At 35.8% G+C, this 23,069-nt stretch carries 23 protein-coding genes and 2 pseudogenes; 1 reads left to right on the plus strand and 24 read right to left on the minus strand.

What is annotated here, in order from left to right:
- Positions 1-126: 126 nt before the first annotated feature.
- Complete coding sequence (locus HUE98_RS16550) at positions 127-315, minus strand: YhcH/YjgK/YiaL family protein (protein WP_407080268.1); 189 nt, start codon at positions 313-315, stop codon at positions 127-129.
- Between the two features lie 165 nt (positions 316-480).
- Between HUE98_RS16550 and HUE98_RS16555 the strand changes: the two genes are divergently transcribed.
- A complete protein-coding gene (locus HUE98_RS16555) occupies positions 481-1,734 on the plus strand; it encodes an IS4 family transposase (protein WP_241421690.1) in 1,254 nt (417 codons plus the stop codon).
- A 775-nt stretch (positions 1,735-2,509) separates the two neighbouring features.
- Here HUE98_RS16555 and rfbB read toward each other — a convergent pair.
- The 23 genes and pseudogenes from rfbB to HUE98_RS16675 all read right to left on the minus strand — a co-directional run bounded on the left by rfbB (position 2,510) and on the right by HUE98_RS16675 (position 23,056).
- Positions 2,510-3,535 carry a dTDP-glucose 4,6-dehydratase gene (gene rfbB / locus HUE98_RS16560; RefSeq protein WP_241421691.1) on the minus strand — a complete coding sequence of 342 codons (1,026 nt, stop codon included), beginning with the start codon at positions 3,533-3,535 and terminating at the stop codon, positions 2,510-2,512.
- Complete coding sequence (rfbD, locus tag HUE98_RS17830) at positions 3,532-4,941, minus strand: dTDP-4-dehydrorhamnose reductase (protein ID WP_318036509.1); 1,410 nt, start codon at positions 4,939-4,941, stop codon at positions 3,532-3,534. The genes rfbB and rfbD overlap by 4 nt, the downstream gene beginning before the upstream one ends.
- A gap of 28 nt (positions 4,942-4,969) precedes the next feature.
- Entirely contained in the window at positions 4,970-5,854 is an 885-nt protein-coding gene (gene rfbA / locus HUE98_RS16575; protein ID WP_241421692.1) for a glucose-1-phosphate thymidylyltransferase RfbA, read from the minus strand.
- A gap of 23 nt (positions 5,855-5,877) precedes the next feature.
- Complete coding sequence (gene murJ / locus HUE98_RS16580; RefSeq protein ID WP_241421693.1) at positions 5,878-7,410, minus strand: murein biosynthesis integral membrane protein MurJ; 1,533 nt, start codon at positions 7,408-7,410, stop codon at positions 5,878-5,880.
- Between the two features lie 215 nt (positions 7,411-7,625).
- Positions 7,626-8,087: pseudogene (locus HUE98_RS16585) on the minus strand (IS66 family transposase); the annotation flags it as partial.
- Positions 8,084-8,287 (minus strand): annotated as a pseudogene (gene tnpA, locus HUE98_RS16590) (IS66 family insertion sequence element accessory protein TnpA); the annotation flags it as partial. The pseudogenes HUE98_RS16585 and tnpA, both read right to left, overlap by 4 nt.
- A gap of 111 nt (positions 8,288-8,398) precedes the next feature.
- Positions 8,399-9,763 (minus strand): capsular polysaccharide export protein, LipB/KpsS family, encoded by a 1,365-nt coding sequence (locus HUE98_RS16595; RefSeq protein ID WP_241421694.1) that lies wholly within the window; start codon positions 9,761-9,763, stop codon positions 8,399-8,401.
- Positions 9,764-9,792: 29 nt separating this feature from the next.
- A complete protein-coding gene (locus HUE98_RS16600) occupies positions 9,793-10,740 on the minus strand; it encodes a glycosyltransferase family 52 (RefSeq protein ID WP_241421695.1) in 948 nt (315 codons plus the stop codon).
- Positions 10,718-12,154, minus strand: a complete 1,437-nt coding sequence (gene wzy, locus HUE98_RS16605) for an O-antigen polysaccharide polymerase Wzy (RefSeq protein ID WP_241421696.1) — start codon at positions 12,152-12,154, stop codon at positions 10,718-10,720. Before wzy ends, HUE98_RS16600 begins: the two co-directional genes overlap by 23 nt.
- Positions 12,155-12,269: 115 nt before the next feature.
- Positions 12,270-12,824, minus strand: a complete 555-nt coding sequence (locus tag HUE98_RS16610; protein WP_241421697.1) for an acyltransferase — start codon at positions 12,822-12,824, stop codon at positions 12,270-12,272.
- Positions 12,825-12,936: 112 nt separating this feature from the next.
- Positions 12,937-13,950, minus strand: coding sequence for a CgeB family protein (locus HUE98_RS16615; protein WP_241421698.1), 1,014 nt, complete (start codon positions 13,948-13,950; stop codon positions 12,937-12,939).
- 6 nt (positions 13,951-13,956) lie between these two features.
- A complete protein-coding gene (locus tag HUE98_RS16620; RefSeq protein WP_241421699.1) occupies positions 13,957-15,117 on the minus strand; it encodes an NAD-dependent epimerase/dehydratase family protein in 1,161 nt (386 codons plus the stop codon).
- Positions 15,118-16,085: 968 nt separating this feature from the next.
- Positions 16,086-16,349, minus strand: a complete 264-nt coding sequence (locus HUE98_RS16625; protein WP_241421700.1) for a type II toxin-antitoxin system RelE family toxin — start codon at positions 16,347-16,349, stop codon at positions 16,086-16,088.
- Positions 16,315-16,575: a hypothetical protein gene (locus tag HUE98_RS16630; RefSeq protein ID WP_241421701.1), complete on the minus strand. Its 261-nt coding sequence runs from the start codon at positions 16,573-16,575 to the stop codon at positions 16,315-16,317. The genes HUE98_RS16625 and HUE98_RS16630 overlap by 35 nt, the downstream gene beginning before the upstream one ends.
- A gap of 537 nt (positions 16,576-17,112) precedes the next feature.
- Positions 17,113-17,259: a hypothetical protein gene (locus HUE98_RS16635; RefSeq protein WP_241421702.1), complete on the minus strand. Its 147-nt coding sequence runs from the start codon at positions 17,257-17,259 to the stop codon at positions 17,113-17,115.
- Between the two features lie 325 nt (positions 17,260-17,584).
- Positions 17,585-18,109: a MarR family transcriptional regulator gene (locus tag HUE98_RS16640; RefSeq protein WP_241421703.1), complete on the minus strand. Its 525-nt coding sequence runs from the start codon at positions 18,107-18,109 to the stop codon at positions 17,585-17,587.
- A gap of 461 nt (positions 18,110-18,570) precedes the next feature.
- Complete coding sequence (locus HUE98_RS16645) at positions 18,571-18,876, minus strand: UPF0175 family protein (RefSeq protein WP_241421704.1); 306 nt, start codon at positions 18,874-18,876, stop codon at positions 18,571-18,573.
- 12 nt (positions 18,877-18,888) lie between these two features.
- Positions 18,889-19,146 carry a hypothetical protein gene (locus HUE98_RS16650; RefSeq protein WP_241421705.1) on the minus strand — a complete coding sequence of 86 codons (258 nt, stop codon included), beginning with the start codon at positions 19,144-19,146 and terminating at the stop codon, positions 18,889-18,891.
- A 15-nt stretch (positions 19,147-19,161) separates the two neighbouring features.
- Positions 19,162-19,587: a type II toxin-antitoxin system VapC family toxin gene (locus HUE98_RS16655; RefSeq protein WP_241421706.1), complete on the minus strand. Its 426-nt coding sequence runs from the start codon at positions 19,585-19,587 to the stop codon at positions 19,162-19,164.
- Positions 19,571-19,906 carry a hypothetical protein gene (locus HUE98_RS16660; protein WP_241421707.1) on the minus strand — a complete coding sequence of 112 codons (336 nt, stop codon included), beginning with the start codon at positions 19,904-19,906 and terminating at the stop codon, positions 19,571-19,573. Before HUE98_RS16660 ends, HUE98_RS16655 begins: the two co-directional genes overlap by 17 nt.
- Before the next feature lie 64 nt (positions 19,907-19,970).
- Positions 19,971-20,996: a tyrosine-type recombinase/integrase gene (locus tag HUE98_RS16665; protein WP_241421708.1), complete on the minus strand. Its 1,026-nt coding sequence runs from the start codon at positions 20,994-20,996 to the stop codon at positions 19,971-19,973.
- 78 nt (positions 20,997-21,074) lie between these two features.
- Entirely contained in the window at positions 21,075-21,998 is a 924-nt protein-coding gene (locus HUE98_RS16670) for a tyrosine-type recombinase/integrase (protein ID WP_241421709.1), read from the minus strand.
- 281 nt (positions 21,999-22,279) lie between these two features.
- A complete protein-coding gene (locus HUE98_RS16675; RefSeq protein ID WP_241421710.1) occupies positions 22,280-23,056 on the minus strand; it encodes a CpsD/CapB family tyrosine-protein kinase in 777 nt (258 codons plus the stop codon).
- Between the last annotated feature and the right edge of the window lie 13 nt (positions 23,057-23,069).

The raw sequence follows: 23,069 nt of genomic DNA on the forward strand, positions 1-23,069 counted from the left end.
TCTTGCGATGGAAAATTCAAATTTTTATTTTGACAACGATTTCAACTACATTACTTCAAACGCCGTCGACGGTTAATCTTGGCATATGTGCATCTTCCGGAAAGAAGATTGCAATTTCATTCTTTCTCAATAAAGATGTGTCTTCCCCTTATAAATTCTCAGATCTTTATCAGGAGCATACAATATCTCCTGAAGTGCACTACTAGACGCGTAAGCAATTTTTTCCTCACCACTTAAGATAAGTTGTATGTCTATGAATTTCTCATGGGATTCCCAAAAGGTTTCGCCAATGTGCATTGTTTCATAAGCCTCCACTAGCCTTGCATAAATAATTATTTAAAATGTCAAGTTACGAAAACCGATGAAATAACGATTATTTTAAAGAATTTGCAATATAGTATTGTACCAAAAGAAAAAATCCTTTATAATAGAGATATAGGGTAGTCCTTGCCCAAATCCCTAATATAAAGGAGATCAAATATGCAAGGCAAGGATACCACGAATTCCACATTTTTTCAACTGTTTGAGCCATTTAATAATGAAAATTTTCAAGAAAACTTGGAACAACTGGAGGCTGATAAGTATTTTAAAAAACTCAATACTGTCCAGATGATCGAATTAATCTCCTATGCACAATTGAATCAACTAAAAAGTCTTAGGGATATCAGCAGCAGCTTTAATAATAAAGGTTTTCAGGAGGCCATGGACCAGGAATCTTTCAGCGCTTCTCAAATCTCTAGAAGATTAAAGGATCTTCCCACAGAACTGCTGGACACCTTGTTTAAAGAACTGGTTAAAGAATTGGGAAAAGACCTGGGCTTTCATAAATTAAGCCAACCTTTGAACCGACTGTACTTGATTGATTCCAGTACCATAAGCTTGTGTCTTACCCAGTACCCATGGGCAGATTTTAGGAAAACTAAGGCCGGAATCAAACTTCATCTAAGGCTAGTCTTTCATGATAATGTATTACTGCCGGATGATGTAATAATAACTCCCGCAAAACCTTCGGATAAAACCCAGATGGATGCGCTGGTGATTGAAGATAAAGAAGCGTTACATGTCTTTGACCGGGCATACGTGGACTATGATAAGTTTGACTGTTACTGTGAAAAAGGTATTGGATTTGTTACCCGGCTTAAGAAAAATGCTGTTGTCCAAGTGATGGAGAACCTTCCTGTTACAGGGAGCATTCAAAATCACCAGGTAGTCTACCTGGGTACCCCAGCAAAAAAGATGAAGCACCTCCTTAGATTAATCCTCCTTAGATTAATTGAAGTAATGGATACAGAAGGAAATCCCGTAATAATCATAACCAACAATTTCGCCCTGGACATTGAGGAAATCAGTGATATTTATCGGAACCGCTGGCAAATCGAATTGTTTTTTAAATGGCTTAAGCAGAACATGTACGTGAAACATTTTTACGGATTGAGCCAACAAGCTGTAATGAATCAGCTGCTTATCGCTCTGATTACCTACTGCCTGCTGGTATCGCTCCAGCTCAAAACCGGTTTTACTGGAGCACTTTTAGACCTAAAAAGGATACTGAAAACCTGCCTTTATGAACCCTTTACTTACTTTGTCCTTACACTTCACCGGAAACCTTCCCGAATCTCAATAGGACGAAGAGCCATCGACTATGATTTAATCTTTGATGAGACAGAAAGGCAGGTGATAGCAGGCGAAGTCGAACATCTATATGATGTGATTTACGATCCTATGTATCTCTAAGAAATCCATAACTGTAATAATGTGGAAGCAGGGACTACTCATAACTGATTGTTCTTTTGGCTTCCATGGAGAATACCTACTGTTAATATATTGCATATATGTTATTTATAGTTAGTTTATTTTGTCAGTAATCAGGTATTGACAATTTTCAAATTATTTAATGCAACATTAGTGATAAGCCTCCTTAATTATAAAAACACGCTCGCTTACCTCATATTTGCCTAATGGGAGCTTATCAAAATCCTGGGACTTCAAGTAACTAAAAACTGCACTGAAATCTTCGCTAATATAAAACTTCTCACTATCACAAATAGCCGATACAATCACATTGGCACCGTCTGACCTATACCCGATTTGTCGGACACACATGAGTTAGATATAATAAATCATGTGGAGGAGATGTAAATGTAATATTATTCAAATCGGTATAGTGATGAATTTAAGTAAGATGCCATCAAGCTTGTTAAAAAAGACAATCAATCCGTTCTAAGTGTATTAAAAGACCTTGGAATCAATCCTCAGACATTGCGCAACTGGCTTAACGAACAAAAGCACCGTGAGAAGCCCGAAAAGTGCAAGAATTACAGAGCTGGAAGTGGAACTTACAGCCGAAAAACGCAGAAATGCAGAGCTTGAGGAGGCAGTGGCAATATTAAAAAAAACGACAGCACTTTCGTGACAAAAGACCTGAAATAACTTACAAATTTCTTAGTAAGCACAGCTTCGAATTTCCGGTTGCGAATATGTGCATAGTAATTGATGTGACCCGGAGCAGCTAAGTATAATCACGTAATGTAATGCTCTCAATCCACTCCTTATTTTTTAAATACCATTCAATAGTCTCTTTTATGCCTTGTTCAAAGGTGTATGCAGGTTTCCAACCCAACTGAGTAGTGATCTTGTTATTGTCGATAGCATATCTTCTATCATGTCCTGGGCGATCTTTTACGTACTTGATTAGATCTTCTGATTTACTAAGGGTATTAATAATCAGTTTAACAATTTCGATGTTTGCCTTCTCGTTATTCCCGCCAATGTTATAAACTTCTCCATCCTTTCCCTTATGCAGAACTACATCAATAGCGGAGCAATGATCCGATACATGGATCCAATCTCTAACCTGCATACCATCGCCATACACAGGTAAATCTTTCTCTCTTAAGCAGTTATTAATCATCAGTGGAATTAACTTCTCAGGAAATTGATATGCTCCATAGTTATTACTACAGCGAGTGATGTTAACAGGCATACCAAATGTCTCGCTATAGGCCCTAACAATCAGATCTGCACTAGCCTTTGAAGCTGAGTATGGGCTGTTAGGCATTAATGGCATAGTTTCTACAAACATACCAGTTTCCCCTAAAGCTCCATAAACTTCATCAGTCGATACTTGTAAAAATTTAACACCTTGTTTATACTCTTTGCAGTAATTATCATTAGGATTAATTTTCCAACTGTTTTTAGCTGCCTCTAGTAACACCTGGGTACCGATAACATTGGTAGTCAAAAAAACCTCGGGCTCCTCAATACTTCTATCAACGTGTGATTCGGCTGCAAAGTTAACTACTGCATCAGCATTATATTTGGTGAATATCTCTTTAATCTTATTATTATCCCGAATATCCGCCTTGATAAACGTATAGTTTTCGTTGTCAGCAATACCTTTTAAATTTTCAAGGTTACCCGCATACGTCAATGCATCTACATTGATTATCTGATAATCAGAATGCTTATTCAGCATCATTGCCACAAAGTTGCTACCGATAAAACCAGCGCCACCTGTAACTATAATGGTTTTCATTTGCTTAATTCTCCTGTCATTATTTTCTCCTTTATAAACCTACCCAAAGCATCTTTCCACTGAGGTAATCTCTTAAGTCCATTCTTATCAAGATTTTCTTTAGATAACCTAGAATTTAGAGGCCGCTTCGCCTTAGTATTATATTGTATAGTTGATATTGGATTAACTTTAATACTAATTCCTGCTATGTCAAAAATTGCTATAGCAAACTCATGCCAGCTACAATAGCCCTCATTTACCCCATGATAGATCCCATACTTTGTTGTTTGAAGCATATCACAAATTAGCACGGCTAAGTCTAGCGTATAAGTTGGGGACCCTATTTGGTCATTAATTACACTAATTTCCTCTTTTGACTGTGCCAATTTAAGCATCGTCTTTACAAAGTTGTTTCCATTCATGCCGTATACCCACGATGTTCTGATAATAAAGTATTTTTCTAAGGTTTCTTTTACAGCTAGTTCACCTTGCTCTTTTGAATAGCCATAATAGTTTATCGGTTTTGTAGTCTTCGCTTCTAGATTAGGTTCTGTCCCCTCTCCATCAAAAACATAATCCGTACTGATATAAACTAGCTTCGCATCAACCTTCCTACAAGCTTCAGCAATATTTCTCGTTCCGCTAACATTAACAACATAACAAAGATCTTTGTCTTTCTCAGCCTGGTCTACCGCAGTGTATGCAGCACAGTGGACCACTACATCTGGCTTGTTTTTTACGATAAGATCCTGAGTCTGCTCTCGATCAGTTAAATCCAATTCGCCTTTCCCTGCACCTATAGTTTCTATACCAAGCTGATTCAGCCTTTTGACAACGTCATGGCCCAGTTGACCATTTACCCCAGTTACAAGTACTCGAATACTAAAGTTTGCATCACTATCTTCTAAGAGCGGCGCTGTTAAGTCTTTCTCTGACAAAATGAGATCCTTAACGCCCCATTCGACACCTATCTGAGGATCATCAAATCTAATACTTCGATCTTGTTCTTTGGAATAGTATTCATCCACCTTATACTGTACTTCCACATCATCGGTTATCGTTAGAAATGCATGGCCGAAACCTTTAGGTACTAGCAGCTGTGTCTTGTTCTCAGCTGACAGCTCTATACTGAACCACTGTTTGTAGGTATCTGAACCTTTTCTTAAATCAACAACTGTATCGATAATGGCGCCTCGTGTACACCTAATTATCTTGGTTTGAGCTTTTGGATTATTCTGAAAGTGAATGCCCCGTAGTGTTCCTTTTTGAGCTGAATAAGATTGGTTGTCCTGAATGAAATCGATATCAATACCGTGTTCAACAAACTTACTCTTTGTGTAACTTTCTGTAAACCAGCCCCGATTATCTCCATAAACATCGGTCTCGATGATTTGCAATCCCTTAAAATTTGTCTTTGTAACCATCATAACAATTTCCTCCTAGGGGATTTCAACATTAGTATCTGATTTTTCCTTCTGCTACTCTCCTAAGGTGCTCTCCGTAAGGAGATTTCCCATAACGTTCAGCTGACTTAAGTATTGTTTCTCTACCAATCCATTTATTTATATATGCTATCTCTTCCGGTGCTGAGATTTTTATACCCTGCCTTTTTTCAATCATTTGAACAAAGGCTGCGGCCTCAAAAAGAGAATCCATAGTGCCTGTATCAAGCCAAGCATAGCCCCTCCCCAATAGTTGGACATTCAGGGAATCGTTCTCAAGGTACATACGATTAAGATCTGTTATTTCTAACTCACCTCGCGCTGATGGAATGACCTGCTTTACATATTCCACAACTCGATTATCATAGAAATATAATCCGGTAATACAATAGTTAGACTTTGGATTCTTTGGTTTCTCTTCTACTGATATAACCTTTCCATGTTCATCAAATTCAACTATACCAAAACGTTCAGGATCATGTACATAATAGCCAAAAATAGTAGCTTGTCCTTGTTCTGCTTTAGTACGGGCTTTACGAAGCAATGGGCCAAACCAGTTACCATGAAAAATATTATCTCCAAGTATCATTGCGCATGAATCATCACCTACAAAATCTTCACCTATTATGAATGCTTGGGCTAGACCATCCGGTGATGGTTGTTCCTTATAAGTCAGCTTAATACCATATTGACTACCGTCACCTAATAGTCTCTCAAAGTTAGGAAGATCTTGAGGTGTAGAGATAATTAAGATTTCCCTAATCCCTGCTAGCATCAAGGTAGATAACGGATAATAAATCATCGGTTTGTCATAGACAGCCAGCAGTTGTTTACTTGTTATCATTGTTAATGGATAAAGGCGTGTACCTGATCCACCGGCCAAAATAATACCTTTCATAGAACTCCTCCTAGCAATTTAGTTTAAGTTATTTTTTTTAGAGAAAATAACCTTTTAATTTCACTAATAATTACAGAAACATCGTCAATATTCATAAAGGATATTGCTATAAAATACGATAATGCACCAGCGATCATGGATATGAGAAGTGAATAAACCTGCTTCTCTATAAGAGCATCTAGATGATAGAAAGTCATTTTTGCTAAAATACTCATAATGATAGACGCAGCTAGAATTTTCAAAAAGGAAAAAAGTATTCGCCTTGACCCTAGAGGGCCTATTTTTTTACGTAAACTTATAAACAACAGAACCGTAGTCGCGATTGCTGAAATAGATGTTGCCAATGCGAGACCACCTATCCCAAGGTAACGTGATAAAACAATATTCAAAATAATATTTAATAATATGCCTATTATTGCATTTACCATCGGCGTATTAGTATCTGCCATCGAAAAAAACGCTCTTGACAGGACCTCCCTCAACCCAAACCCAATCATACCAATAGAGTAATAAAAAAGCGCTGAGGAGGTCAAAGATATTGCCTGTAAATCAAATTCACCTCGTCCAAAAAGGACTCTAATAATAGGTTCGGAAAATGCCATAACTCCTATAGAGGCTGGTATTACAAGCAAACCAATTCCAACAATTGCTTCACGTATAGTTTCTTTTAGACTCTCGAAATTATTTTCTGCAGCTAACTTTGATATAATTGGATACATAACTGTTATAATTGAAATAACAAATAATCCTTGAACTAAGGCATTTAATTTATGTGCATAATTAAGAGCTGAGATTCCGCCGATTGCCACCTGCGAAGCTATAGTTCTATCTATAACCTTATTAATTTGATTTACAGATGCACCGACTATTACTGGTAAGGCTATATTGGCCATTGTTTTTATGTTTCGATCATTTAATTGTATCGTTAATTGATACCGAAAACCCTTTTTTATGATACTTGGTAACAAAATCACTATCTGAGAAACCATTGCTATTACGCTTCCGATTGCTAATAACAAAACATTGCTCATACTCTTACTTAGTATTATTGACATCACCACAATAGTGTTAAATGGAACTCCAATAATTGCCGGCATAATATAGTTACCTTTGATTTGTAAAAAACAACTAAAAACGTACGTTGTTGCTGTGAAAAATATACTAAGTAAGCTGATTTTAGTAAATATAGAAGCTAGTTGTATAGTTTCATCTTCGAACCCAGATGCAAATAGTTTAACTATACCTTCCGAGCCATAAATTCCAATAATAACAATCAACGCACAAATAATTAGTAAAATATTTAATAGATTATTCGTATATCGATTTGCACTATCCACACCCGCATCATTGGCGATCTTACTGTATATCGGAATGTATCCAGCAGTTATTCCAGCACCTATAAACCCAAATAACACTGATGGTACTGTTAAGGATATTATATATGCATCGCTGATACTCGATGCTCCATAATAATATGTTAAGGCAATATCTTTCGCTAAACCAAATAACTTCGATAACATTGTCGCGATCAATATAATTACTGCAGCCTTCTTCATTCTGATCACTCTTCTCTTGTAGTTGAACTTACTGTCCCAAGATTATTTACTATACTGTCGCTTTAGGAAAAAGTTCTCAAGTAGCAAAAAAACATCTAACATAAATAAACGGTGTTCATTATGTCCTAATTCCTTTTCATGGTAAGCGTCTAATAAGTCAGTGGATATAAAAGAGGCAAAAACTAGTGTTAAACTAAGTTTTTGCCTCTTTTTCTTTACTTGCAGTTTTCCTGGATATCCTGATTCCATGGAAGATAATCTTCAAGGAACTCTGGATGTTGCCCAAACTGTAAGCCTGGAAGCTCGCTAAAGATGAAATATAGGTATTTGTATGAATTTAGGCCATTAGCCTTGGCACTTTCAATGATACTGTAAACGGCTGCACTTGCTGCAGCTCCTTTAGGACTTCCACTGAAAAGCCAGTTCTTTCGTCCAATAGTGAAGGAACGGATACTGTTTTCTGCCAGGTTGTTAGAAATAGAGCCGTTGCCATTCTCAAAATATTTCGTTAGCTCCTTCTTATGGTTTAGGGCATAGTTCAAGGCTTCTCTCAATTTGGATTTGGGAAGCACTTTTTTCTTGATGGAATAAATCCACACCCAAAAGGCATCCAAAACAGGCTTTTCCTGCATCAGACGCTCTAATTTGCGCTGTTTGCTCGAAAGTTTCACGATACTATTGAACTATTTCCTTCAAGAGATGGGATGGCTCCGCATGCCGCCTCAAGTACTTTCCGCCACCAATAGTAGTAAGTTTTTGGGTTGATGTCATGGTCAACGTACCATACCTTGACGGTTTGTCCACTGCTGCGACATTCGCGTATAATTTGGGTCCAATGATTCAGCCGGTATTTTCTAGTAACTTCCCTGGTGTTCAACTCTAAACCTCCTTTTGGAGTTTTTCGACCTGGTCCAAACTCTACAAATTCTAATTTAGAGAATTGTCTCATATTACTAGGGAAGTTACCATACACCGACTTATTGGAAACTTACTTTTCATGAGTTAGACATGCATCCTTCTCGATCTTAGATGGAAAAAAATCCTTTAAGATCTGTAGGGCTATCTTGTGGCCATCCTTTAGCACTTCATCTTGAAAGTGGCCTTCATAGAGATATTCAAACAGCAAATTATATAAAAAGATGTCAATTTGTTCTTGTGGAACCTTATTTACCAAGGCTTCTTTTATTTTGACTTTTATTTCTTCAGGAGAATTAACTTTATAACCAACTCCATGGCTATCATAATAAGAATCTCCTAATATTACTAGTGGCTTATAGAAGGATAGTGCCTCTAAACCAACAGTTGAGTTGTTCACTATAACCAGATCACTCTGCAGTATCATTTCACTAAGCGGCTTATCGTTAATAATAGGTATATCATGTTTTGCTATGTACCTATACATATCATCCTCATAGCTTCCCTTAAACAGAGGGTGTTCCCTTACTACTAGACTATACCCAGAAGGGATGTTTTCATTTACTACTCTTACCATCTGGAAGAAATTACTAAAGTGAGGAGAATTATATATCATTTGAGCATCATAAGGTACTTGTAGAATAAGTAATATTGACTTCGATGGCATCTCCTTAGTTGAACCCAAGCTAGAATTTTTCTTAATGAATCTCCTAATATTGCGCCATAAAAAGTTAGCATAATTTCTTTCTGCAATTAGCTCTAAAGGGAAAAAGCTACGCAGTGGAGGTGAGAGAAGCAACACATCAAACAACTTATAGAAATAAAATTTTAAAGCTGGATTAAATTGTGCATTTTTTTCCCTGTTGATAAAATTACTAACCCGTTCTACGTCAGTTTTTTTAACTAGGTTCTGGGTTCTAAACGAAGAGTTTACGTTAACTCCCTGTTCATCAATAATCGTGGTCCTGTAAGGACCTTGCTCAAAAAAATAGACTTTTACGTCATATCTATGCGCAAGTAAAATAGCTACCTCAATAAACATCCTTGTATCTCCACTACATATAAGAATATCGAACCTTTCAGTTGCAAAGAGGTTATCAAAGTAATCAATATGCCTAATCGTTCTGTCTTTTAGTTTTGCGTATTCTTTACTGCCTTTTTCTATATCTAGTACTTTGAGGTGGTAACTCATCACATCATTGAGATTAATGCCCTTATAGGTATTGCTAATTCCATTAAGGTTTTCTGCTTTTATTTTACTAACCTCACTTGTCAAAAAAACTGAATGCTCCTTTTTGCTATTCCAATAGATATGAGCAGTAGGATATATACTAATATTATAAAAACAAGCTTCAGGATATATTCTCGAAACATTCTTTTTTAAATAATGGAAATACCTAGCAAAAGAACCGTAATAAGATATTGTTCCTATTTTCATGATTTCTCCCCTTATATGTGGGTTCTATTTTACTTAATTTCTATAAATATTTTTTCCTTAATAAAGTCCACACTCATAGCTGTAGACTTATATGTAATGCCTACATCAAAAGTTATCCCACTAAGTGCTAATACTTCAAACGGTATTAGTTTAGGGATCTCTATAAGATCAATACCTATAACAATGTATTTGTTTCCAACCTCGCGGGGGTGCTGCTTAAGGTAAATTGAATACCCTCTATCAACCAAGGGCTCCAATATAGCAAGGTATTTTTTTAGTAAGGTGGATAGGTCAATCTTGTTATCTTCAACCAGCGGTTGTGTTAGTAATATCGCCATCTTTTTACCCTTATTCACATAACTTTCCATACCAAAAATATCTAGGATAAGCTTCTTGTTGACATCCCGTAAGATCTCTTTATTTATATCAAACACGACTATAGAGTCATTCAGATAGCTATAGATATCAGGTAAATTCTGTTTGAGTAAAGAAGGATTGGTTAAATAAAATTTATGTATTTTCAATCTATATATATTGATATAGGGGAGTCCGAAATAGCGTTTAATCTCATCTATTGCTTGTAAAGGCCTCCTCATGTATAAGGGGTTGTTCCCATCGAATGTAGAGTAGCACGCTACTCCATCCTCTATTAGGCTTATTTTGCTCGCTTTTGCAAAAGGCATCAAGCTTTTATATTCCACATCATTGGGACACGTAAAAATATGAGTATCTTTCTTTACAAAGAGTCTCAAAATTTTTATCAAACCAGGCAAGAACAATCTCATTCCCTTTCCCAGGTAACTTTTAGGGTACTCGATCTTCGTGATAGTTGTAAAAATACCTGTATTAAATAACTTATCGTAAAGCCCAAATAAAGATTTATGCCCGAGGATTAAATGATTTTCTTCATGTCTATTAATTAGACATAAGACAAATAGCATATGATACACTGAGTTAATTCTGTATACTTTCTTCAATGCTATAATCACACCCTTTGTATCGATTCGATGAAGATGTACGGAGCAAAATATGAGTAATGAGAACAATCGAAATATAAATCACTCCCATCGGAACCAGATCAGATAAAAACCTTAGCAATGAATCTCTAGGCATATAGATAAATCTATAAAGTACAGCCAAAAAAACCATGAAGTAAAATCTGTTCTTATGCATCATATTTTCTAGGTTCAACACAAACACGATAACAAGAAAACTTAAACCGGCAACACCGACTAAGCCCCCAAAGTCATAAAACTCTGCAATATAGCTAGTTCCCGTTCCGTGACCATTTAAATAAGCACCTGGATTAATAAAATAAGTTAATTGTCTACCAAGATAATTAGTACTCTCAAGCAACTCCAATGTGTTACCTTGGTAAAAGACTGCGCTATTACCTAATATCCTTAAAAAAAGATCATAGATAGGAGATAGGAAATACGGTAATCCCTCATTAACAAAAAGACCCCTTAACTCAACGACGTATCCTAATACATAAATCGACATCCCATTCAGCTCAAAGAAAGAAAGAAAACCATCCAAGAAGCTAATATTTGAAAAACCACTTCTTAACATCAAAGTTAACTGCGAGAAAACTACAACACTCCCTATAGCCAAAATAATTTGGTTAAGTTTGATTTTTCCGTTATAAAAATTAAAGTTGTACCATAATACAATTAAAAGGAGTATCATGGCTTCCCCTCGCTTACCTGCCAACATGTCTAATAAGGTAATTAAAATAAAGAGTCCTGCAGTCTTCTTAAAATTAGCTTTTGTGGGATGAGAACTCAAAAACACATAGAATAAATATATATACGACCTACTCACATAGCCTAATAACCGATACACTGGGTTCTGGACAAATAGACCATCAAATAGTGATAAATATCCATATTGACTAACAAAGTATATTTTTAATGAGGCGTCTAAAATTACAAGAGGAGCTAATATAAACAGAATCCACATACTTATCTTTTCTAGAGAAGTATTTGTGCTTATTTTTTTCTCCCAGCCAGACTTTCTAAAGAACATAAGAAATGCCAAAAAGGAGAATAACAGACTAAAGAGTAGACACTCAATCACAATAATAACAGTTAAGTCATTAAGTACTATTCTAGAAAACAATACAGACTCTTCAAATTTAAGTAATTTAAATATATCTAAAACAATTCTTGAGTATAGAAATATAAAACTAGTTGCTAAAAAAATAGAATAAGTGCCCAAAGGACCTGATTTTTTTACTACATAAATATATATAACAACAAACATTACCACTAGTTCAATCTTCAAAAAAGAACCATAGCCATGGAAACTCATAAACTCAGCAAGTAATTTTTGAAATAAAATTATAATAATGAAGAATAAGAAAATAAAGTACCCATTTTTATTTTTCATTCTGACCACCTTCAACATAACACGGGCTCAATTTATTTTTTACTGTTTCCATATACATTAGATGTGTTTTGGTCATATCAAATTTAGTGCACCTCATCCGTTTCTATTCGCTTGACTACTTCTTTTGCCATTCTCCCGTATCTTTGTTGTACTGTCTTATAATTCTAGCCGGTACTCCAGCAATGACACAGTAGTCTGGAAATTCTCCTCGCACAACTGCATTTGCTCCCACAACACATTGTTTACCTAATTTTGTTCCAGCCTGTATACAAGCACCATACCCGATAAAACAATTTTTGCCTAAAATTGTTTCCTTGACAAGATAATGCTGATTCATTACATGTTGCCCAATCTGCCTGTAGTCGTGATCTATATTAGTTATAAAAACATTCCCTGATAAAGTTGTATTTTTTCCTATGACTAGCTCTATGTCTTTAGATATTATGTGAAGATTTTGACCGATTGACACATTCTCCTCAATAGATATCCCACCCTTACCATGTATCTCCATTCTCAACCCAGGATATATTCTTACCCTATTGCCAATATTACACTTATTCGTTCCGAGCAAAAATAACGGTTTACCGATATAAGACATCTTACCAATTGATTGAAACCGTAATTTATAGAATACTGCCCTAATCCCCCACAGATATTTTATAAAGCTCATGAATTACACCCCTCCCAACTTTCTATTTAATGGTGTAGGAGCGATGCCATAGAAAAGTTACAAACCATGCCCCTGAAATCAGACTAACTTGAGAGAGTCTTTATTACTCGTATCATTCTATTAGGTAGTTATTATTTCGTTCATTAATGACCGCCTCTACCCAACTGTGCAAACTGTATTTACTATATACATCAGCCTGGACAGGTTCATATGTATTTTTAAGGAATAATTCAATTTCGGATAAGTTGTGCTCATTCAAGATAAAAATATTATTAGCATTATAAAAATCATACTTCTTAATATTTGCATTTGAAGTAATTATCTTTCGTTTAGCACCGAGAGCCTCAATTGTTCGCATTGTCAAACCGCTCTGGTTATTGTGCTGCATATCAAATACCGTATCTGACCTTTGTAGAACTCCTAAGTTTTCCCTTTCAGACAGCGGTTTAAATTTAAATTCACTATGCTTTGCACCCTTGAATTCTGATACAAACATTTTATTATACAAATACTGGAGTTTGTTCAAAAACATATATGAAAATATTCTGATACCCTTTGCCTGGAGTTCAGGAAATAGATGATGCATAGCTTTATAGCGATTTGGATGTGCGGTGCATACACTAACAATATCGTATTCCTTTTCTCCGGCAGGCTCTTGACCTAACTGTTCATATTCCCTGCTGAAGAATAGCGGTAGAAAAGTGAGATTATCTATTTTTCCGCAATCGTCTGAATCAAAAGAGTAAGCCTTGTCAAATAAAGGAATTACCTCCTTGCAAAGTGGGTATAAGTTTAGTGAATCCCACATATACAATATAAATCTTGCAGACTTTTGAGTGTCCCGCAACTGTTTAATCATAACGGGAGTAAACACTTTACAGTTAACAATGAATATTATATCGTAGGTTTTGCTTTTCGATTGACACATAATTTTGTCAAAATACCTTTGAATTAGTGAATCAACCAAGCTTCTTTTTATCTTGATAACTCCCTTAATTAAAGAATTCTCGCTCGGTATTTCATTATAATAATCAACGGAATATCCCAGTTTTTCAATTTCTGTTTTAATTTTCTTATAATAGTTAAATATAGGAGTTCCAATATACAGAACCATTTTCGTACTCACGCTCTCTCACTCCTTAGCGTTAATCAGCATGCCAGTTTCCTTCAATTCATCTAACGAGCGCCCAAAAAAGTCTTCCAATGTTACTAGTTCATTTGTTCTGTATTGATTAATAACCCATTTTGCAAAGTCTTCCATACCTTTGTTAAAAGCATACTCAGGATTAAATCCACATAGGGATCCTGCTTTTTCGATATTCGCAATGTTATGCCTAATATCTCCTTTTCTAAAATCACCCGATATATTGATAATCGACTTTGAATTGTACAATGCTTTTAGTTTTTCTGCTACTTGTAGTACAGAGATGCTTTCCCCACTTCCTACATTAATATGTTGATTGTTAGTATTAGCGTTCTCAAGAGCGTTACAAGTAATCGTTGCCACATCATTAACATGAACAAAGTCTCTGCTTTCCATGCCGTCTTCAAATACATTCAATGCCACATTTTTTAAGAGTAATTTTGAGAAAATTGACAAAATACCGGTATATGGATTGTTTAGAGATTGGCCTGCGCCATATACATTTTGATACCTAAAAATGGTATAGGGTATACTCATTGTTGGGCACATTACCTCAAACATCTTTTCTTGAGCAAGTTTAGTGTAAGCATAATAAGAGATCGGAGTTAAAGGACAGTCTTCCGTTGTCTTTTTTAGCTTTACTTTGCCAACACATTTGGGACACTTCACTTCAAAATTGCCCCTCTTCATATCCTCTATCTCGCGTGAATTTGGAACAACAAGACCATGGGTTTCACAAAGATACATACCTTCTCCATACACAGAACGTGAAGAAGATAGGATTAGCTTCTTAATCGGTAGTTTGTTTTTTAGTATAACCTCAAGTAGGTTAGATGTACCTTTGATGTTTACATCCGTATATCTATTGAGTTCATACATAGATTGCCCTGTTCCCGTCTCAGCAGCAAGATGAATGACATAGTTGACACCACTTAGTACTGAGCTAATGTCATCATACTTACGAATGTCTCCTTTTATTATTTCACATTTTCCCTTTATATTATTATATAAATAAGATTCTTTATAGTCATCCCCATGAATTTGTGGAGAAAAATTATCTAAAATAACAACTTCATATTTTTTATGTAGCTTTTCTACCAATACAGTCCCGATAAAGCCAGAACCGCCTGTAATAAGTACTCTTTCCATAACGCAACTTCCTTCCCGCGTTTCTGTATTCAGATTTATTAATATCGTTCCTACTACTACAGTTTTTATAAAAATAAATTTCTCATAGGAGTCTATTTTTGCATTTCGTGCTCCCCCCAGTCCCACCCTCAACAACACCATCACTTTTAACTGCGCTAAAAAAGCAATAACACAATAGGGACCATAACTTTTCGATAAGAAAGAGTACTGACTTTCTGGATACAGGAATAAATGCCGACCTCCGCAAGAAAATCAAAGAAAGGGTCTAAAAGGCTAGGTTCATTCAATCCTTGCATATGTCAATAGCTTCTCCGTTTTCCAAGGCTTTCAGGATTCTTTCGTCGTTACGCATGGCTGGGCTAAGGCCTAAAGATTGTAATAATCCATAAAGCGTAGTCTTATCTGATGTAATTGTTATTTATGAATGTCTCCTTTTCCATGGGATTTACTTATTACTTCGACAAAAGGAGCAATAGTACCTCCCTGAAAAAGGAAAGATTTTAAAAATATCCTTGTACCAATTAATATCATAATCTTAGGCTATAATAAGAAAAAAACGGCTAACGCCGTTTTTTTTCTTACTAAATCACTATCCTCACAAGTTAAAAAATAGAAAACACTGATGCTCGTATTATATAACTGACTATTATACTCCTCACCAGTCACAGCCATTTAGACCTCCATAAAAAGCTCAAGTCAACCAATACCCATTTTGTGCAGAAATCTTCAAGCAAACAGCTGATATTCATAAAGAACATATAAAAACACCGTTCGGCAGGCGGTGTTTTTGTATATTCTATATTTTTAAAGCTATTTCAAAATTTTATTTAATTTTGTTGATTTGACTCTTCAAAATCTTTCATATTATTCTTCTCTATAAAATTAATTGTATATGTTTCCCTGTTCTTTTATAGGTATTTTTCTGTTGAGCTATATTAACCAGGTATTAGGAAATATCAAACAGATATCTATTTAAAAATATCTCCGCGATTATCTATTGCCAAAACATATACTTTTTTTTCATTATGGTCTACTTCAAATATTACTCTAAATGTTCCTATTCGAAGTCTTAAAGTATTTTTTCTGCTCATTAACGGTTTAATGTCACCTATCGGAGGTCGCACCGTTAACCCCTTTAATGCTTTACAGATACGTGTTTGAATCTTTTTTTCCTGCTTTTTTAAAAATTTAATTGTCTCACGACTCAATGTCAGTTGGTAGGTTAATTTCATGCATAGCATCCTCCCATGACACAAATTCAGAGTTATTCATAAGTTGACGTTCTTCCTCTTCACTTAAAGGAATATCATCAGGCTCTAAGTTCATGATTTCGTCCCAATCTGGCCGTGAATAAGTAAAGGATAAAAATTTAATATAGTCATAGGCTGATTTTTTTGCTGGTTCAGGAAGATTTTTTAACAATAGTAATAATTCTTTATTATTAATAGGCTTAGACATCATTAACCCTCCTCCCAATTTTAACAATTACTTAATTCATATCCAGGTTGTAGAATACAACATCTCCAGAAACATCCCTATTTCCTTCTCTTTGAACTACTCGAAAATTTCGAGTAGTTGCTATTACCTCAGTGAATTTTCAAACTCTCTCCTTGACCTAGTATTTTTCATTTACCTTACCTCCACAAGTAAATCACGTAAATGATTACTAAGCTCAATTGCATCTTCTGCAAATTCTTCTTCAATATTAGAATACTCTTGCCAGAGCCAAATTACATCAGATTTTAAGTATTCAAAAGCTTCTTCCCTTAGCTTACCAGTTGCTAATATGTTAAAATCCTCAATATTAAACTCAAATTCTTGTATATCCTGATTAAATACTGGTTAGATTTCAAAGGTTTTCTTAAACTTTAATGTAATATTATCACCGCAAATAATATTAAGCTTTAATGGTCTTAAATCAACCTCAATAATATCATATACATCTACGATTTTTTCTGGCTCTCCTCTTTCAGGAACTCTTATTCTTTTTTGTGCTTAATATCGAGATATATCCATTGCTAATAAATAACCCGTTTTCTGGATACCTTGAAATACATTGGCTAGTAAAGAAAGTGGAAATCTTCCGTGTAAGCTCTTGAGGGTAAAAACTAGTTGCCTGTCTTTAGAAACCGAATCACTCATCCAGTTCCCCCCTTAATATATCTTATTAGAAAGCTACTACACTCTATTCTTTACTAACTTAATAATTACTACTAAATTATTAGTTCTATTTTAATACCTTTTGGTTTTGTTATTACTTAAAAGGATGCTTCTTTAATGCCTGACGTATCTCCCCTTGAGTTACATGGTTCCACTTTCTTTATAGTTAATAAGTAATTTTCTTAAAATATGGCAACCTTCATTTTCCATACTGCCCATGAACAGATACGTTAACACAAAAAGCTTTCCGTACACCAAAACCAAAGGTTCCCGGAAAGCTCAATCGCACATCAGGAACAGAATAATCCTAAATCAGCTCTAAAACATTTATATATTCTATGTTTTCAGGGATTTCATTATCTAGTTCTACGTCCCAAATAATGATAAGCCCTTTATTCTCAGTTATGATCAACCTCTTCAGTCTTACAATATCGCTTATAAATTCATAAGGAAAACCATGATTGTTAAGCACATTCACTATAATACTGTATACATCGTCCTTTTCGCCGTATAAATAGATCTCTGTAATACCGGCCTCTTTTTTTTCACCAATTATTTCTTCCAGGTTATTGGATATACCGGTTATGAGTCTATAAGAATTTGATATGTAATGATATGTGATCCGAGCTTTTTCTTTCATTCCCCTTGGGGTTAAAATATAACGAATGGTCCTGGTATTTAAGCGCTCGATTTTCACCAAGCCCTTTTTAACCATTTTTTTTAATAGAATATTTACACTCCCCAGGGATAAACCAGTTCCGGAAGCTATTTTGCGCTGGGTTACTTCCTTTTCCTTCCCTAAATGAGATAATACTTCATATTCTTTTTCCATATATCATACCTTTTGCGTTCAACATTTGAACACATTCCTTATATTTCTTTTTTTAAGTTAAAATTCCTGCAAGAATAGATATGAAATTTACGTAAGTTTTAACTTTTTTTATAACTTGTTTTGAGTCAATTAACCTGTTACTTTTTGAGCTTTGGAAAATGCTATTGTATGTGTATGTGAATATTCATTTTTTTGCAGCACTCTTCAAATAAACAGCTGATAAGTCGTATATAACATATAAAAACACCGTTCGGATGGCGGTGTTTTTGTATATTATATACTTTTTAGTAAGTTATATTATACCTTGGTATAATATAACTATAATATTACTTTTTTATTACACTTTTGCCTTATTTGCTATAATAAGACAGGTAAATTTTGTAAACATTATGTGCATTAAAATTAATAGTTCAAGCAATTTCTAAATACAAATTAGGTCAATTTTAAATTCGTCGAACTGCCTAAGTCTTATATCCATAAGAAAAATCTTCCTCCATGCACTCTATATCATAATGTCGTTCAACCTTTCGCTTTCCCAGCTCTTCATGAAAGTCCCACTTTGACATTTTTGCTAAATCCCTTGCCTTCCCAAAGGATAAGATTCCTCTTTCATACAAAGATACTGCAAGCTCTATTAAAAGCAGCTTTTCTTTGTCTCCTTCGGGTAATTTTAATGCAAGATATATATGTTGGGGAATTTTTATGTTGCACTCCATTAAAAATAACCTACCTTTATAAAAATATTCATATATATTAGGCTTAAACATAATAGTTCATCCTTACTTACTATATTTCTGCTCAAAAATGTCTTTTTCTAATTTCTCAAGCTTTCTTTGATACCACTTCCATTCAATATAGTCATCCCATTTTTCAAAGCTTTCAGGTTCATTGTGTATTCTCGTTACAAATTCATAAAAACTACACTGGTATTTCTGTTCTAACAATTTTAAAAATTCTTTAACAGGTGTTAACTCTGAAATAATTTTTTGCTTTTTATATTCTTTCAATTCCTTATTAATGATTTCTAATCTTTTCATTTTATATCACCTGCCTTACCACTCGCTTACCAGTGTTACTTCAATTTCAGAAACCTTTTTTAACTGTCTATCATTTGTAACAAATAACTGACAGTTTGCACTTATAGCTGAAGCTAGTTGAAGAGCATCCATTGGCTTTAAAAAACCATATTTGGCTCTTAACTTGCTGGCCAGATCAGCAACATTTAAGTCTGCTAAGATAATTCTAATCCCTAATTCAGAAAATAATTCCTTTAAACTATTTATCAATTCAACTTTGTCTAATTGGTAAGGTTTTACACAAAACTCAAAGTAAGTAATTATAGATGTGTATAAAATAATATCATTTGACATACAATCTTCAAATATTTTTTGAATATAGCTAGAATAATCTTTAGAACCTTCAATTAAATATATAAAAGGGGCTGTATCGATAAAAACTTTACTAATCCCTGTCTTCATCTCTAATTTCCTCTATATATTTTTGAGCATCGACTCCCCAAACACCTTTCGCTATACCTTTGAACTTTGAGAGATCGAGATATTTTTTGCCAGGTTTCAATTCATCTGCCCTTAGTTCACAAATAATAGGCTGACCTTTAGGTAATCCCTCCGGCCTCCATTCATAGGAAGGTAATATGCCCATGTTAGCTTCCAGCCAACCTTGATCTTCAATATAATTAGTTTTCAATAGGTTTTCTAAAAATATCTTTAAAACTTTAATTTTTTTGGCCGGCAAGGCATCTATCATTTTACATAATTCCTCCTTAGCTTCACCCATGCATATACCCCCCTTTCAAAATATTAAAAACATACTATAAAGATATCTCCTACTACCACCTATCTTACAATAATTCCCTTCTCCCGTCAAACAGCTTCCTCTTATCTTTCCTACTATTATACTCATTTCCATTAAAAAAACTACAATTATACACACCCACTACCTCCTCCACCCGATCCGCCAATGAGCTCTTCAGCCGGGCCAGGGGGTGTTTTTGCATTTTTGCCCGCACTTCCTCCTGGGTTACATGGGTGTATATTTGGGTGGTGGATATGCTGGCATGGCCGGCAATTTCCTGCAGGCTTCTGATATCTACCCCTTCTCTTAAGAGTAAGGTTAGTGTGGTGTGCCTCAGCTTGTGTACACTTAAGCCCGGCCGGTAGATGCCGGTTTTTTCCGCCAGGGTGCGAAAGATATCCTGAATGCCCCTTCTGCTTAAGGGATGGCCGAATACGCTTAGAAAGAAAATATCTGTCTTCACCACCGGTTTTCTTACCTCCAGGTAGCTTGTGAGGGCCCGGCAGGTTTCAGAGGTCAGGGGGACTATGCGTTCCTTCTGTCCCTTCCCCAAAAAGCGAACCTGCTTTTCTTCCAGGTCAACGGCTGATATTTTTAGTTCCTTTACCTCATGCAGCCGGCAGCCGCACTGTAAAAAAAGAAGGAACATGGCATAATCCCGGAGGGGAAAAGCGCTTACATTTTTTAATTGAGATAAAAAGTGGCAGCATTCCTCCAGGGAAAGAATCTGAGGCAATTTTTTTGAACTTTTCATCACCGAAATTTGTAAAGCGGGATTATTTTTCACCCCATATATTCCTTCATACTGCAAAAAACTAAAAAAGGACTTCAGGGTGGAAAGTTTGCGGTTAATGGTGGCGGCAGAATTATTCCGCTCCCTTTTTAAATAAACTAGAAACTTCCTCAAATGCTGAAGGGTGATCTCTCCAACCTCCAGTGGGAGGTTGTGCTGCTCTAAGAAAGCAGCAAACAAATTTAAGTCCAGGCTGTATTCGTATGCAGTTCCAGGGCTTACTCCCTTTTCCAGCTCCAAATAGTCTAAAAAATCCTTAAAACAGCTTTTTATGGTCACCGACGGCACCCCTGGTACATTATACCAGTTTTCCAAAAACATGTCAAACATGTGTTCGAAAATTCTGCCGCAGCCTGCTTACTCTGTTATCAAATTATCCTCTATTTTTTTGGCCAGAGGGTGTTTGTTCATCTGTCTTTTTAAGTCCACCTGGGCCACATGGGTGTAAATTTGGGTTGTGGCAATATCCGCATGACCGGCTATCTCCTGCAGTGTCCTTAAATCGATACCTTCTTTCAATAATAGGGTCAGACAGGTATGACGAAGCTTATGTACACTTAACCCTTTTTTATAAACCCCTGTCTTTTGGGCCAGGGTTTTAAAGGTTTTGGCGATAATCTCCTTACTTATAGGCCTGCCTCTGGAGTTTAAAAATAACTGGTTTGTTTCTATGGAAGGTTCCCTGATTTTCAAGTACTCCTCCAGAGCTTCACAGGTTTGGTCCAGCAGGGGGACAATCCTTTCCCTGCTGCCCTTCCCAAAAAAGCGCACATATTTTTCTTGTAAATCTACGCTGGTAATAGTCAATTCTTTCAGTTCAGTTAAGCGACATCCGGTATGTAAAAACATTAGAAAAATAGCATAATCTCTTTTTGGATAAGAACTTACTTCTTTAATGCCCAGCAAAAACTTTCTGCTTTCCTCTAAAGATAATATCTGGGGAAGCTTTCTTTCCTTTTTTATCTGACTTAACCTAAAGGTAGGGTTTATTTTAATTCCATAACTATCATCATTGGTTAGAAAATTAAAAAAAGACCTTAAGACAGAGATCTTTTTGTTAAGTGACGCAGGGGAATTATTTCTTTCCTTTTTTACGTAAGTCAGGTATTTCCTTATGTGCTGTATGGTTATTTCCCCAATATCCAGGGGTAAATTATGGCTTTTAAAATATTTCAGCGTTAAATCCAGTTCTGCCCGGTAGCCTTTAAGGGTTTGGGGGCTCAAGTTCCGCTCTAACTCTATATAATCTAAAAAGTCCTGCATGCATTTTTCATAATTCATGGCACAAGTCACCTTTTAGGTACTTTTCTAAGAGTCCAAAAAAATAGTAATAAGTACACCAACAAAAAACCTCCTGCCGGAAAGCTAAAAAAAAGCACATCAGCAGTATGGGTTACTTATATACAATTGAATCTTTTTTACCCTTTAATTTTTTAACCGCATTATACGGGGTTAAATCTAAAAACCACAGGTAACTCCTTCTTTCAAGGTTCTCCTGTCTTGTTTTTTTCCGTTTCTCCCGCATTTTTTTACGATTGGGATGGCCCAAAACATCTCTCCCCTTATCTTTTCTTACCGGAAAACCTGCCTAAAAATCTATTTATAATACCGGTTTTTTTCTCCCGCTTGGACTTGTCCCCACCATAATAATAGTAATAATAATACCCTTGTCCATTGAGGGGGACCTTGTTCATCACAACCCCCAAAATATTGGCTTTTACCATCTGAAGTTGTTCCTTGGCCTTCAACACGGAGGCCTTACTGCTGACCCCATGCCCTACAACCATGATGGTTCCGTCAACCAGAATCGACAAAACCGAGGCATCGGCCACAGCCATGACCGGGGGGGAATCGATAATAATCATATCAAACTGTTCTTTAAGCTGCCGCAAAAGGTGCCTCATTTTTTTTGTCTGCAGCAGTTCTGTGGGATTCGGAGGAATGGGTCCGCTGGTCATAACCGTAAGGTTATCCATAATATTGTTGGCCACATGCCCCAAGTCCAACTCGTCGTCAATGAGCAGGTTAGTCAGGCCCATCAGATTTGATAAATTAAAATATTTATGCATGGTTGGTTTTCTTAAATCCCCGTCCACCAGAAGTACACTTACACCGGAGCGGGCCAGGGTAAGGCCCAGATTACAGGTGGTGAGGCTCTTTCCCTCTGAAGGCTGGGCACTGGTGATTAAGAGGGTTTGGATATCCTTATCAATGCTGGAAAACTGGATATTGGTTTTAAGAGTTCGAAAAGCCTCTGCTACAGGGCTGGTGGCATTATGGCTCACCAGCATTTTGCTGCGGTTTTCTCTTGTTGGTTCCATGTTTGTTTTTGTCCTCATTCTTTCTCTCCTA

Origin of the sequence: Candidatus Contubernalis alkalaceticus (genome assembly GCF_022558445.1) — a bacterium.
Lineage (GTDB): Bacteria > Bacillota > Dethiobacteria > SKNC01 > SKNC01 > Contubernalis > Contubernalis alkaliaceticus.